The organism is Streptomyces sp. 4N509B, assembly GCF_052245655.1.
Classification (GTDB): Bacteria; Actinomycetota; Actinomycetes; order Streptomycetales; family Streptomycetaceae; genus Streptomyces.
Genome location: NZ_JBQQBZ010000015.1, coordinates 1 through 12,210, shown reverse-complemented (window position 1 = coordinate 12,210; position 12,210 = coordinate 1). Strand labels below are relative to the sequence as shown.

Here is a 12,210-nt window from a genome sequence, read left to right as displayed (position 1 = left end):
CGCGCGGCTGACGGGCCGCGTGCCGCCCGACGCGCGGCCCGTCCTCAGCGCAGGCCCGTGGAACGGCTGAGGGCCGCCTGGATCAGGAGGTCCACGATCTCGGGATAGCTCACGCCGGTGGCCTGCCACATGCGGGGGAACATCGAGATCGGGGTGAAGCCGGGCATGGTGTTGATCTCGTTGATGACGAACGAGCCGTCCTCGCACAGGAAGAAGTCGGCACGCACCAGGCCCTCGCAGGAGGCGGCGTCGAAGGCGCGAACCGCCAGCTGACGCACGCGCGCCGTCTGCTCCTCGGTCAGCTCGGCGGGGACGACGCCCTCGGCGGAGTCGATGTACTTCGCCTCGAAGTCGTAGAAGTCGTGGCTGTCGGTGGAGAGGATCTCCGCGGGCAGGCTGGCGCGCGGGCCGTCGGGGAACTCCAGCACGCCGCACTCGATCTCGCGCCCGCTCACCTGCGCCTCGACCAGGACCTTCGGGTCGTGGTGCCGGGCGGTGGCCAGGGCCTCCTCGATGCCTTCGGGGCCAGTGACGCGGGTGATTCCGATGGAGGACCCGGCGCGGGAGGGCTTGACGAAGAGCGGCCAGCCGTGTTCGGCGGCGAAGTCCATGATCCGCGCCCGCGCCGCCGTGGGGTCCGCCTGCCACTCGCGGGGGCGGATCACGAGGTACGGCCCGACGGGCAGGCCGAAGGAGGTGAAGACCCGCTTCATGTACTCCTTGTCCATGCCGATCGCGGAGGACAGCACGCCGGCGCCGACGTACGGGACCCCCGCGAGCTCCAGCAGGCCCTGGAGGGTGCCGTCCTCGCCGTAGGGGCCGTGGAGCACGGGGAAGACGACGTCGACCTCGCCGAGCTCCTTCGGCACCTCGCCGGGCTCGGCGTAGACCAGCTCGCGTCGGCCGGGGTCCAGGGGCAGCACGACGCCGCCGGTGCCCGGCTCGGCGACCTGCTCCACGCTGGGCAGGCTGCGCTCCGCGATGGCCATCCGCTCGGGGTCGTCGGCGGTCAGCGCCCAACGGCCGTCCGTGGTGATGCCGATGGGCAGCACGTCGTAGCGGCCGCGGTCGATGGCGCGCAACACCGCGCCGGCGGTGACGACCGAGATGCCGTGCTCTGAGCTGCGTCCGCCGAAGACGACGGCGACGCGCGGCTTGGGACGCTGGGGTGTGGACTCGCTGCTCATAACCCCATGAGGCTACCCGGCGGTGGGCCGGGACGGCAGCGTTGTGCGCGCCGACCCGTTTGTCCGTGTCCCCCGCGTTCGTCCCCGCCTTCGTCCCCCGCTTTCGTCCCGACCGTTCGCCCCCGGCCGTTCGCCGTGGGCGGAGCGTTCGCGCTCAGCCCTGCTCGGCCTTGGCGGAGCGGGACATCAGCTCCTTCAACGCGACCAGCGGCGGCGTGCCGTGGTGCACGATCCCCACCACGGTCTCCGTGAGCGGCATGTCGACCCCGTGCCGGCGGGCGAGTTGCAGCACGGACTGGCAGGACTTGACGCCCTCCGCGGTCTGGCGGGTGACCGCGATGGTCTCCTCCAGCGTCATGCCCCGGCCGAGGTTGGTGCCGAAGGTGTTGTTGCGGCTGAGGGGCGAGGAGCAGGTGGCGACGAGGTCGCCCATGCCCGCGAGGCCGGCGAAGGTGTGGGCGTCGGCGCCCATCGCGATGCCGAGCCGGGTGGTCTCGGCGAGGCCGCGGGTGATGAGCGAGGCCTTGGCGTTGTCCCCCAGCCCCATGCCGTCGGCGATGCCCACGGCGAGCGCGATGACGTTCTTCACCGCGCCGCCGAGCTCGCAGCCCACCACGTCGGTGTTGGTGTACGGGCGGAAGTACGGGGTGTGGCAGGCCGCCTGGAGGCGCCGTGCCACGGACTCGTCGCGGCAGGCGGCGACGGTGGCCGCCGGCTGCCGCTCGGCGATCTCGCGGGCGAGGTTCGGCCCCGACAGGACGGCGATCCGCTCCGGTCCCGCGCCGGTGACGTCCGCGATGACCTCGCTCATCCGCTTGGCGGTGCCGAGCTCTACGCCCTTCATCAGCGAGACGAGAACGGTGTCGGCGGGCAGCAGCCCCGCCCAGCGGGAGAGGTTGTCGCGGAGGGTCTGGGAGGGGACGACGAGCACGGTGAACTCGGCGCCGTCAGCGGCCTCGGCGGGGTCGGCCGTGGCGCGGACACCGGCCGGGAGGGACACTCCGGGCAGGTAGTCCGGGTTGGTGCGGGTGTCGTTGATGACCGTGGCGAGCTCGGGGCGGCGGCCCCAGAGGGCCACCGTGCAGCCCGCGTCGGCCAGGACCATGGCGAAGGCGGTCCCCCATGAGCCGTTGCCGTAGACGGCGACGCGTGTCACTCGGCGATCTCCTCCTCGGGGTGGGTGGGAGCGGGCCGTACGGCGCGCTCCTGAAGCGGCTTACGGTGAACGTACCGCTGGGCGGGTGGCTGCTCGCCCCGGATCTCCGCGAGCAGCGCCGTGACGGCGTCCATGATCAGGTCGGTGACCTCACGGAGCACCTCGGCGGTGATCTCCACATTCTGGTACGCGCTGAGGTCGACGGGCTCCCCCGCCACCACGACCAGGGTCTTGCGGGGAAAGAGGCGGAACCTTTTTGTCCTGGCATAGGGCGGCATCGCCTCGTGGGCACCCCACTGGGCGATCGGGATCACCGGTGCACCCGTGAGCAGCGCGACGCGCGCCGCTCCGGTCTTGCCCTCCATCGGCCACAGGTCGGGATCGCGGGTGAGCGTGCCCTCGGGGTAGAAGACGACGCACTCGCCCCGGTTCACGGCGTCGACCGCGGCGCGGAAGGCGCCGGCGGCGTCGGAGGACTCCCGCAGGACGGGGATCTGGCCCGTGCCGCGCATGACGGTGCCGACGACCCCGGTCCTGAAGAGCCCCTCCTTGGCCAGGAAACGGGGGACGCGCCTGGTGTTGTACTGGAAGTGGGCGTAGGAGATCGGGTCGAGGTAGGAGTTGTGGTTCACCACCGTGATGAATCCGCCCGTGGCGGGAATGTTGTCCGCTCCCCTCCAGTCACGCCTGAAGAGGAGCACGAGTGGAGGCTTCAGCACGGTTGCGGCCAGTCGGTACCAGAAGCCGATTCTGGGGCGGGACACTCGTCACCATCTCCTCTTGCACTCCGTCGGCCATGTTCCGGCCGGTCACCGCGGACGGCCGCACAAGTGTCACCCCGGGTTGTTGGGCTGTCCAGCGGTTCGCCCCTCGGTCGCAACGGACCCTTTGCACCCTAATGCGTGGCGCGTGGGGTCGTCGGGGAGAATGAGGCGGTGTCTGAGACGGTTCTCGAGTCCGGGTGGGCGCTGGTCGTCCCGCTCAAGCCGCTGTGGCTGGCCAAGAGCCGGCTGGCCGTCGCCGCGGGGGACGCCGCGCGTCCCTCCCTCGCCCTCGCCTTCGCGGAGGACACCGTGGCCGCGGCGCTGGCGTGCGAGGCGGTGGGGAGCGTGGTCGTGGTCACCGACGACCCGGTGGCGGGGAGCCGTCTGGCAGGGCTGGGGGCGCGTGTCGTGCCGGACGCGCCCGGCCGCGGGCTGAACCCCGCGTTGGCCCACGGCGCGGCGACGATACGGCGTGGCGCGCCGGGGGCGGCGGTGGCGACGCTCAACGCCGACCTGCCGGCCCTGCGGCCCGCCGAGTTGGGCCGGGTGCTCGCGGCGGCCGGCGGCCACGCCCGCAGCTTCCTGGCGGACGCGGCGGGAGTCGGCACCACCGTGCTGGCCGCCTCGCCCGGGGTGGCGCTGAACCCGGCGTTCGGCGGCGCCTCGCGGGCGCGTCACCGCGACTCGGGAGCGGTCGAACTGGACCTGGCGGGCGTCGACAGCGTGCGGCGCGACGTGGACACCGGGGAGGACCTGCGGGCGGCGCTCGCGCTCGGCGTGGGCCCGAGGACGGCCACGCTTCAGAACGTCTGCAACGTCACGTAGGTGATGCGTCGGCTCTCGCCCTCGCCGCTGACCTCGATGCGGACGCGCTGCCCCGGGCGCAGCAGCCGCAGGCCACCGGCGTCGAAGGCGCTCGCGCCGAAGTCCATCGGGGTGCCGTCGTCCAGCAGGACGCTGCCGGTGCGCGTCGCGGGATCGAAGGTGTACGCCGTGGCCTGCATGCGGGGAGCCTAACGCACCACGCGCCGGGTGGCGGCGGCCGGGAAACCGTCGCGGCCCGGGCTGGTGACCTCCATCAGACAGGGCCGGAAGCCGGGCCGACGGCCGTGGCGGAGAACGGGACCGGGAGGCGGGACGGGGCGCCGCCGAAGGGCTCGGACACGGCCGCGGGCCGGACTCCTCGACGGAGTCCGGCCCACGTGGCGGCCGACGGGGGTGCGGCCGTCACTTCCGGCGGCTGGCGGCTTTCCTGGCCGTGGTGGTGCGTGCGGTGGCGCGCTTGGCGGGCGCCTTCTTGGCGGTGGCCTTCCGGGCGGGCGCCTTCTTGGCCGGCGTCTTCTTGGCGGTGGTCTTCTTCGCCGTGGCCTTCTTGGCCGGCGCCTTCTTGGCGGTGGTGGCCTTCTTGGCCGTGGTGGCCTTCTTCGCGGTCGCCTTCTTGGCCGCCGCCTTCTTGGTCGCGGCGCCGCCGGTCAGGCTGCCCTTGGGGGCCTTCTTGACGGCGACGTCGTTCTTGGGGAGCTTCTTGGTCCCCGCCACGAGGTCCTTGAAGCCCTGACCAGCACGGAAGCGGGGCACGGAGGTCTTCTTGACCCGGACCCGCTCGCCGGTCTGCGGATTGCGGGCGTACCTGGCGGGACGTTCGACCTTCTCGAACGAGCCGAAGCCGGTCACCGAGACCCGCTCACCAGCGACGACCGCCCTGATCATGGCGTCGAGCACGACGTCGACCGCGTCCGCGGCCTGCTGGCGGCCGCCGAGCTTGTCGGCGATCGCTTCCACGAGTTGTGCCTTGTTCACGTCTCTTTTCCCCTTCGGAGGCTAGCAGGAACACATTGTGTTCGCGCTTTTTCGCACGTTAGGCAGATATATTCCGCAAATCAAACGTGAAACGGGCGAATCACCCTTGTGTCGCAACGAAGTCGACCATCACGGAGCCCCGTCGCGCGCGTCACCGGGAGAACCCGGCGACGACTCCGACGGCAGCCGCCCCGCCTCAACGTCCTCCATCAGCCGCTCCAGACGGCGGGCGGCACTCGGCAGGTCCTGCTTGGCGACCGAGGTGATCGCCAGCAGCCTCCGCGCGAGGGCGCGCCGTACGTCCTCCGGCACTTCCAGCTCGCGCACCGCGCGGTGAGCGTCCTTCAGTCCTGCGGCGACGCGGTCGTAGAGTTCGAGTTGACCGTCGCGTTCCATGCGGCCGATTGTGCCACCTTGGACCGGGTATCGACCTCTAAGCCCCCCAACGCCCGTGTCGCGTGGGCGACACGGGCGCTCGGGAGTGAACCAGGGGGCGTGCTGAGACGGCGTCAGGCCGCCTGCGTGCGGGGCTTGTAGGACGGACGGCGCGCCTCGAAGGCGGTGATCGTGTCCTCGTTCCGCAGCGTGATGCTGATGTCGTCCAGGCCCTCCAGCAGCCGCCAGCGGGCGTTCTCGTCGAGCTCGAATCCGGCCTCGATCCCCGGGGCCCTGACGACGCGGTCCACCAGGTCGACGGTGATCTCCACGGCCGGATCGGCCTCGGTCAGCTCCCACAGCCGCTCCACCGTCTCCTGCGGCAGCACGACGGTCAGCAGCCCGTTCTTCAGCGAGTTGCCCCGGAAGATGTCCGCGTACCGCGAGGAGAGGACCGCCTTGAAGCCGTAGTTCTGCAGCGCCCAGACGGCGTGCTCGCGCGAGGAGCCCGTGCCGAAGTCGGGGCCGGCGACCAGCACGGTGGCACCCTGCCGCTCCGGCTGGTTGAGGACGAACTCCGGGTCCTTGCGCCAGGCCTCGAACAGCCCGTCCTCGAAGCCGTCCCTGGTGACCTTCTTCAACCAGTGCGCCGGGATGATCTGGTCGGTGTCGACGTTGCTGCGACGCAGCGGCACGGCGCGGCCGGTGTGGGTGGTGAACGCTTCCATGGCTTGTCAGACCTCCACGAGAACGGGGGCGTCGGCCAGGTCGGCCGGGGACGCGAGGTGGCCGAGGACCGCGGTGGCGGCCGCGACCTGCGGAGAGACCAGGTGGGTGCGGCCTCCCTTGCCCTGCCGCCCCTCGAAGTTGCGGTTGGAGGTGGAGGCGCAGCGCTCCCCCGGCGAGAGCTGGTCGGGGTTCATGCCCAGACACATCGAACAGCCGGCGTGCCGCCACTCCGCGCCCGCGGCGGTGAACACCTTGTCCAGCCCCTCCTCGATCGCCTGGAGGGCCACCCGGACCGAGCCGGGCACGACGAGCATCCGCACCCCGTCGGCGACCTGCCGCCCCTCCAGCACGGCCGCCGCCGAGCGCAGGTCCTCGATCCGGCCGTTGGTGCAGGAGCCGACGAAGACGGTGTCGATCGTGATGTCGCGCAGTCGCGTGCCGGCGGTCAGCCCCATGTACTCCAGCGCCTTCTCCGCGGCCAGCCGGTCGACGGGGTCGGCGAAGTCGCCCGGGCTCGGCACCGCCTCCGACAGCGGCAGGCCCTGCCCCGGGTTGGTTCCCCAGGTGACGAAGGGCGACAGCGTGGCGGCGTCGATCACGACCTCGTGGTCGAAGACCGCGTCCTCGTCGGTCCGCAGCGTGCGCCAGTACGCGACGGCGGCGTCCCAGTCGGCGCCGGCGGGAGCGTGGTCGCGTCCCCTGAGGTAGGCGAAGGTGGTCTCGTCGGGCGCGATCATCCCGGCGCGGGCGCCCGCCTCGATCGACATGTTGCAGATGGTCATCCGGGCCTCCATCGAGAGCTTCTCGATGGCCTCACCCCGGTACTCGATGACGTACCCCTGGCCGCCGCCGGTGCCGATCCGCGCGATGATCGCGAGGATCAGGTCCTTGGCCGTGACGCCCTCGGGCAGCTCTCCCTCGACGCTGACGGCCATGGTCCGAAACGGCGCCATGGGCAGCGTCTGGGTGGCGAGCACGTGCTCGACCTGGCTGGTGCCGATGCCGAACGCGAGCGCGCCGAAGGCGCCGTGCGTGGAGGTGTGGCTGTCGCCGCAGACCACCGTCATCCCGGGCTGGGTCAGCCCGAGCTGGGGGCCCACGACGTGCACCACGCCCTGCTCGTCGTCTCCGAGGGAGTGCAGCCGTACGCCGAACTCGGCGCAGTTGCGCCGCAGGGTCTCCAGTTGGGTGCGGGAGACCGGGTCGGCGATCGGTTTGTCGATGTCGAGCGTGGGGGTGTTGTGGTCCTCGGTGGCGATCGTGAGATCGGTGCGCCGGACCGTGCGCCCGCTCTTGCGCAGGCCGTCGAAGGCCTGCGGGCTGGTCACCTCGTGAACGAGGTGGAGGTCGATGTAGAGCAGGTCGGGCTCGCCCTCCGCCCGTCGGACGACGTGGTCGTCCCACACCTTCTCCGCCAGTGTCCGTCCCATCGCGTTCCCCTCCGGCCAGTCTGAGCCGTGCTGGTCTGATGTCTGTGGGCCTTGCCGTGTCGCGGCCGCCATCCGTTCCCCGCGCACCGGATGGAGACCGGGAGACATAGCCTGGCCCCTTCGGCGGGAAATTGAACTTGCGTTTCACACTGTGAGACGCGAGTATCGTTGCATGGACAACTCTCGTGGCGACTCCAGTGGCGTGGGCGTACTCGACAAGGCTGCCCTGGTGCTGGGAGCGCTGGAGTCCGGGCCGGCCACCCTGGCGGGGCTGGTCGCGGCGACGGGGCTTGCCCGGCCCACCGCACACCGCATGGCGGTGGCCCTCGAGTACCACCGACTGCTGGCCCGCGACATGCAGGGCCGCTTCGTCCTCGGGCCCCGGCTGGCCGAGCTCGCCGCCGCGGCGGGCGAGGACCGCCTGCTGGCCGCGGCCGGCCCCGTGCTGACCCAGCTGCGCGACGTGACGGGCGAGAGCGCCCAGCTCTACCGCCGCCAGGGCGACATGCGCATCTGCGTGGCCGCGGCCGAACGCCTCTCCGGCCTGCGCGACACCGTGCCCGTCGGCTCCACCCTCCCGATGAAGGCGGGCTCGGCCGCCCAGATCCTGCTCGCCTGGGAGGAGCCCGAGCGGCTCCACCACGGCCTCCAGGGGGCTCGTTTCACCGCGACCGCCCTCTCCGGCGTGCGCCGACGCGGCTGGGCGCAGTCGGTGGGCGAACGGGAGCCGGGAGTGGCCTCGGTCTCGGCGCCGGTCCGCGGGCCGTCCAACCGCGTGGTGGCCGCGGTGTCGGTCTCCGGACCGATCGAGCGGCTGACCCGCCACCCGGGGCGGATGCACGCCCAGGCCCTCCTCGACGCCGCCGCCCGGCTCACCGAGGCACTCAAGCGGGGCGGCTGACCGCCCGACGGCGACCGATTGAACGCGGAGCGTCACGGCGGTCCGGGCGTCCCCCGTCCGGGCCGCCGTGACGAAAAAACCTCTGCCCGCGGCGGATGCCACGGGCAGAGGGAGAGATGATCGAACAACGTAGCCCCGACCGGATTCGAACCGGCGCTACTGCCTTGAGAGGGCAGCGTGCTAGGCCGCTACACAACGGGGCCGTACCCCCGACCGGATTCGAACCGGCGCTACTGCCTTGAGAGGGCAGCGTGCTAGGCCGCTACACAACGGGGGCTTGATCACACCCGACCGCGAGGCGGTCGAGCGGAATCGCTGGGGTACCAGGACTCGAACCTAGACTAACTGAACCAGAATCAGTCGTGCTGCCAATTACACCATACCCCACCAAAACGCAACCCCATGGCGGGGGTTTTGCTGTGGCGGTCGCTTGCTGGCGACAGACAGAACACTACACCGATCACGTTCGCTGGGCCAAAACGGTTCCCGGGCCTCCCGGGCTTCCCGGACGCCGGGCTTCCTGGACGGAAGCCGCCACGGGCCTCACCCCGCGGCGCCCGCCCCCGGCGGCCCCGGCGGACGCGAGGGCACGCCCGTCCCGGCGACCGGGAGCGCGCCGATCTCCTCGACCAGCCGCCGCGGCATCTCGACGAGGAACACCGACTCCTCCGTCTCCTCCGGATCGGTGCGGGCCACCACGACGACGGCGTCCGAGGCGCCGACGTTGACGGGAAGGTGTGGGGTGTCGGGAGGGATGTAGACGTAGTCGCCGCCGCTCACCGTCACGCGCCGGGAGAGCTCGACGCCGTGCCAGACGTCGACGTCCCCCGAGGCGACGAAGATCGCCGACTCGTGGCCCGCGTGGACGTGCGGCCGCCCCCGCGTGCCGGGCGGGAAGCGCAGGTGGTGGAGGCGGAGGTGGCGGGCACCGGCCGACTGGGCCGACACCCCGGCCACGAACCCGCCTCCCCGTCTCCCCCCGCGCTCCCCGCCTCGCACGACCACGCACTCGCCGCCTGCGCGACCACTGGGGTCGTTCATCAGCGCACCGCCTCCTCGCCCCGGATGTCGGCCCGAACTCCCGCCCGCACGCCTCCCGCGGGCGGGCTCCGGGCACCGGTCCATCCCACCCCACCGGGGCAGCCACCGGCAGTCGCACGGGCCGGTGTGAAGAGGCGCGGGCAGCGCGTGGCGGCGGCGTCGTGGCGACCCCGGGACGGCAGGCGCCGGGCGCGCGGCGGTCGTTACGCGGACGTGCCGGCGGCCTCGGCCAGGCGCCCCAGGGCCGCGTCGACGCGCTCCAGGGTGCGGGGGCGGCCCAGCACCTCCAGGGACTCGAAGAGCGGCAGGCCGACCGTGCGGCCCGTGACGGCGACGCGGAGCGGCGCCTGGGCCTTGCCGAGCTTGAGGCCGTGGGCCTCCCCCGCCGCCTGTACGGCCTCCTTCAGCCGCTCGGCCGTCCACGCGTCGAGCTCGGTCAGCGCCGCGCGGATGGCGGCGAGGACCTCGGCCGCGCCGGGCTTCATCGCCTTGCTCCAGGACTTCTCGTCGTGGACCGGCTCGTCGAGGAAGAGGAAGTCGACGTTGTCGGCGATGTCGGAGAGCACGGTCACGCGGGTCTGCGCCAGCGGCGCGAGGGCGGCGAAGGCGGCCGGGTCGAAGGCCTCGGGCTTCCACGGGGCGTGCGGGGCGCGCAGCCACGGCTCGCAGGCGGCGACGAAGTCCTCGGCCGACAGGTGCTCGCGGATGTGGACGGCGTTGACCGCCTCGCACTTCTTCAGGTCGAAGCGGGCCGGGTTCGCGTTGACCGCGGCGATGTCGAACGCGGCGACCATCTCCTCCAGGGTGAAGATGTCGCGGTCCTCGGCGATCGACCAGCCCAGCAGCGCGAGATAGTTCAGCAGTCCCGCGGGCAGGAAGCCGCGCTCGCGGTAGAGGTTCAGGGAGGACTCGGGGTCGCGCTTGGAGAGCTTCTTGGTGCCCTCCCCCAGCACGTACGGCAGGTGGCCGAAGTGGGGGACGTGGTCGCGGACGACGCCGACCTCGGCCATCGCCCGGTACAGCGCGATCTGGCGGGGGGTGGAGGAGAGCAGGTCCTCGCCGCGCAGGACGTGGGTGATCTCCATCAGGGCGTCGTCCACGGGGTTGACGAGCGTGTAGAGGGGGTCGCCGTTGGCACGGACGATGCCGTAGTCCGGGACGTTCTCCGGGGTGAAGGTGAGCTCACCGCGGACCAGGTCGGTGAAGGTGATCGGAGCGTCGGGCATCCGGAAGCGGAGGATGGGGCTGCGGCCCTCCGCCTGGTAGGCCGCGACCTCCTGGGCGGTCAGGGTGCGGCACCTGCCGTCGTACCCGGAGGGACGGCCGGCCCCGCGGGCCGCCTCGCGGCGGGCGGCGAGCTCGCCCTGCGAGCAGTAGCAGTGGTACGCGTGGCCGGCGTCCAGGAGCTTCGCCGCGATCTCCCGGTAGACGTCCATGCGCTCGGACTGCCGGTAGGGGCCGTGGGGGCCGCCGACCTCGGGGCCCTCGTCCCAGTCGAGGCCGAGCCAGCGCATCACCTCCAGCAGCGCCTGGTAGGACTCCTCGGTGCTGCGCGCCAGGTCGGTGTCCTCGATGCGGAAGACGTAGGTGCCGCCGTGGTGGCGCGCGAACGCCCAGTTGAACAGGGCGGTGCGGACCAGGCCGACGTGGGGGTTGCCGGTCGGGGAGGGGCAGAAGCGAACGCGGACAGGTGTGGTGGTCAACTCTTTACGACCTTGTTGGTGAGGGTGCCGATGCCTTCGATGGTGACAGCGACCTCGTCGCCGACGTGCAGGGGCCCGACGCCGGCCGGGGTGCCCGTGAGGATGACGTCCTGCGGCAGCAGGGTCATGGCCTGGGAGATGTGGACGATCAGGTCCGCGACGGAGTGGATCATCTCGCTGGTGCGCCCGAGCTGACGCTGCTCGCCGTTGACGGTGCACATGATCGCCAGGTCCGCCGGGTCGACCTCGGTCTCGATCCAGGGGCCGAGGGGACAGGAGGCGTCGAAGCCCTTGGCCCTGGCCCACTGGCTCTCGCGCTGCTGCACGTCGCGGGCGGTGAGGTCGTTGGCGCAGGTGTACCCGAGGATGACCTCGTGCGCCCGCTCGGCGGGCACCTCGCGACACAGCCGGCCGATGACGACGGCGAGCTCGGCCTCGTGGTGGATGTCCGAGGTGAAGCCGGGGTACGGCACGGGCGCGTCGGGGCCGACGACCGCCGTGGAGGGCTTGAGGAAGGTGAGGGGGGCCTCGGGGACGGCGTTGCCCAGCTCGCGGGCGTGGTCGGCGTAGTTCCGGCCGACGGCGACGACCTTGCTCGGCAGGACGGGCGGCAGCAGACGGACCTTGTCGAGCGGGACGCGCCGGCCGGACCGCTCGACGCCGGCGAAGGGGTGACCGCGGACGATGTCCAGCTCGTCGCCCTCGACCACGCCGAAGCCGACGGTGCCGTCGATGGAGAATCTGGCGATACGCACGGGGTCAGTCTAAGGGCCGTCCCGGCATCCCCCGTGGGTCAGGGAGCGGCGTCACGAGGCTTCGATTGCAAGGCGGAGGAGGGAGTCAGCCTTGCAGGCTGGCCGGGGGCGACAACGAAACCGGGGAAGTCGCAGGCGTCACGAGCACGTCGGGGATGACGGGACGGCCCTGGGGACCGCGCGGTCGGCCGGCGGTCGAAGCCGCCCCCCAAACCGCGCGTGGTCAGCGGAGGCGGGCCATGAGCGCGTGTTCGACGAGGGTGATCAACGTGGACTTCGCCTCACCCCGCGCCCGCGCGTCCGTCGTGATGATCGGCGCGTCAGGACCGATCTGCAACGCCTCCCGCACCTCCTCCGGAGAATACGGCT

General features: G+C 72.1%; 13 protein-coding genes, 3 tRNA genes and 1 pseudogene. 2 read left to right on the top strand and 15 right to left on the bottom strand.

The window, feature by feature from the left end:
- Positions 1 to 44: 44 nt before the first annotated feature.
- The 3 genes from ACTWP5_RS15870 to ACTWP5_RS15860 all read right to left on the bottom strand — a co-directional run bounded on the left by ACTWP5_RS15870 (position 45) and on the right by ACTWP5_RS15860 (position 3,107).
- Positions 45 to 1,187, bottom strand: coding sequence for a D-alanine--D-alanine ligase family protein (locus ACTWP5_RS15870; protein WP_443221595.1), 1,143 nt, complete (start codon positions 1,185 to 1,187; stop codon positions 45 to 47).
- 154 nt (positions 1,188 to 1,341) lie between these two features.
- A complete protein-coding gene (locus ACTWP5_RS15865) occupies positions 1,342 to 2,343 on the bottom strand; it encodes an NAD(P)H-dependent glycerol-3-phosphate dehydrogenase (RefSeq protein ID WP_443221594.1) in 1,002 nt (333 codons plus the stop codon).
- Positions 2,340 to 3,107 carry a lysophospholipid acyltransferase family protein gene (locus ACTWP5_RS15860; RefSeq protein WP_443221593.1) on the bottom strand — a complete coding sequence of 256 codons (768 nt, stop codon included), beginning with the start codon at positions 3,105 to 3,107 and terminating at the stop codon, positions 2,340 to 2,342. Before ACTWP5_RS15860 ends, ACTWP5_RS15865 begins: the two co-directional genes overlap by 4 nt.
- A 171-nt stretch (positions 3,108 to 3,278) precedes the next feature.
- Here ACTWP5_RS15860 and cofC point away from each other — a divergent pair, with 171 nt between their 5' ends.
- Positions 3,279 to 3,932, top strand: a complete 654-nt coding sequence (gene cofC / locus ACTWP5_RS15855) for a 2-phospho-L-lactate guanylyltransferase (protein ID WP_443221592.1) — start codon at positions 3,279 to 3,281, stop codon at positions 3,930 to 3,932.
- On the opposite strand, the gene ACTWP5_RS15850 is transcribed toward cofC, so the two are convergent.
- The 5 genes from ACTWP5_RS15850 to leuC all read right to left on the bottom strand — a co-directional run bounded on the left by ACTWP5_RS15850 (position 3,908) and on the right by leuC (position 7,441).
- A complete protein-coding gene (locus ACTWP5_RS15850; protein WP_443221591.1) occupies positions 3,908 to 4,111 on the bottom strand; it encodes a hypothetical protein in 204 nt (67 codons plus the stop codon). The two genes, cofC and ACTWP5_RS15850, sit on opposite strands and share 25 nt — an antisense overlap.
- Before the next feature lie 223 nt (positions 4,112 to 4,334).
- Complete coding sequence (locus tag ACTWP5_RS15845) at positions 4,335 to 4,907, bottom strand: HU family DNA-binding protein (protein ID WP_443221590.1); 573 nt, start codon at positions 4,905 to 4,907, stop codon at positions 4,335 to 4,337.
- Positions 4,908 to 5,036: 129 nt separating this feature from the next.
- Positions 5,037 to 5,303, bottom strand: coding sequence for a hypothetical protein (locus ACTWP5_RS15840; protein ID WP_443221589.1), 267 nt, complete (start codon positions 5,301 to 5,303; stop codon positions 5,037 to 5,039).
- Positions 5,304 to 5,416: 113 nt separating this feature from the next.
- Positions 5,417 to 6,010: a 3-isopropylmalate dehydratase small subunit gene (gene leuD, locus ACTWP5_RS15835; protein ID WP_443221588.1), complete on the bottom strand. Its 594-nt coding sequence runs from the start codon at positions 6,008 to 6,010 to the stop codon at positions 5,417 to 5,419.
- Between the two features lie 6 nt (positions 6,011 to 6,016).
- A complete protein-coding gene (leuC, locus tag ACTWP5_RS15830) occupies positions 6,017 to 7,441 on the bottom strand; it encodes a 3-isopropylmalate dehydratase large subunit (RefSeq protein ID WP_443221587.1) in 1,425 nt (474 codons plus the stop codon).
- Between the two features lie 172 nt (positions 7,442 to 7,613).
- Between leuC and ACTWP5_RS15825 the strand changes: the two genes are divergently transcribed.
- A complete protein-coding gene (locus tag ACTWP5_RS15825; RefSeq protein WP_443221586.1) occupies positions 7,614 to 8,342 on the top strand; it encodes an IclR family transcriptional regulator in 729 nt (242 codons plus the stop codon).
- Between the two features lie 130 nt (positions 8,343 to 8,472).
- Here the strand turns inward: ACTWP5_RS15825 and ACTWP5_RS15820 are convergent.
- From ACTWP5_RS15820 to ACTWP5_RS15790, 7 genes and pseudogenes are all read right to left on the bottom strand, one after another.
- Positions 8,473 to 8,545, bottom strand: a tRNA-Glu gene (locus tag ACTWP5_RS15820).
- Position 8,546: 1 nt separating this feature from the next.
- Positions 8,547 to 8,619 (bottom strand) — tRNA-Glu (locus tag ACTWP5_RS15815).
- 38 nt (positions 8,620 to 8,657) lie between these two features.
- Positions 8,658 to 8,729 (bottom strand) — tRNA-Gln (locus ACTWP5_RS15810).
- A gap of 156 nt (positions 8,730 to 8,885) precedes the next feature.
- A complete protein-coding gene (locus tag ACTWP5_RS15805; protein WP_443221585.1) occupies positions 8,886 to 9,299 on the bottom strand; it encodes a cupin domain-containing protein in 414 nt (137 codons plus the stop codon).
- 287 nt (positions 9,300 to 9,586) lie between these two features.
- Positions 9,587 to 11,086 carry a glutamate--tRNA ligase gene (gene gltX / locus ACTWP5_RS15800; protein WP_443221584.1) on the bottom strand — a complete coding sequence of 500 codons (1,500 nt, stop codon included), beginning with the start codon at positions 11,084 to 11,086 and terminating at the stop codon, positions 9,587 to 9,589.
- Positions 11,083 to 11,841: a fumarylacetoacetate hydrolase family protein gene (locus ACTWP5_RS15795; protein WP_443221583.1), complete on the bottom strand. Its 759-nt coding sequence runs from the start codon at positions 11,839 to 11,841 to the stop codon at positions 11,083 to 11,085. Before ACTWP5_RS15795 ends, gltX begins: the two co-directional genes overlap by 4 nt.
- Positions 11,842 to 12,064: 223 nt before the next feature.
- Positions 12,065 to 12,210, bottom strand: a pseudogene (locus ACTWP5_RS15790) (ATP-binding protein); the annotation flags it as partial.

Coding starts and splice junctions, on each gene's coding strand:
- ACTWP5_RS15870 (WP_443221595.1), bottom strand. CDS start 1,187: ATGAGCAGCGAGTCCACACCCCAGCGTCCCAAGCCGCGCGTCGCCGTC.
- ACTWP5_RS15850 (WP_443221591.1), bottom strand. CDS start 4,111: ATGCAGGCCACGGCGTACACCTTCGATCCCGCGACGCGCACCGGCAGC.
- ACTWP5_RS15840 (WP_443221589.1), bottom strand. CDS start 5,303: ATGGAACGCGACGGTCAACTCGAACTCTACGACCGCGTCGCCGCAGGA.
- leuD (WP_443221588.1), bottom strand. CDS start 6,010: ATGGAAGCGTTCACCACCCACACCGGCCGCGCCGTGCCGCTGCGTCGC.
- leuC (WP_443221587.1), bottom strand. CDS start 7,441: ATGGGACGGACACTGGCGGAGAAGGTGTGGGACGACCACGTCGTCCGA.
- ACTWP5_RS15825 (WP_443221586.1), top strand. CDS start 7,614: ATGGACAACTCTCGTGGCGACTCCAGTGGCGTGGGCGTACTCGACAAG.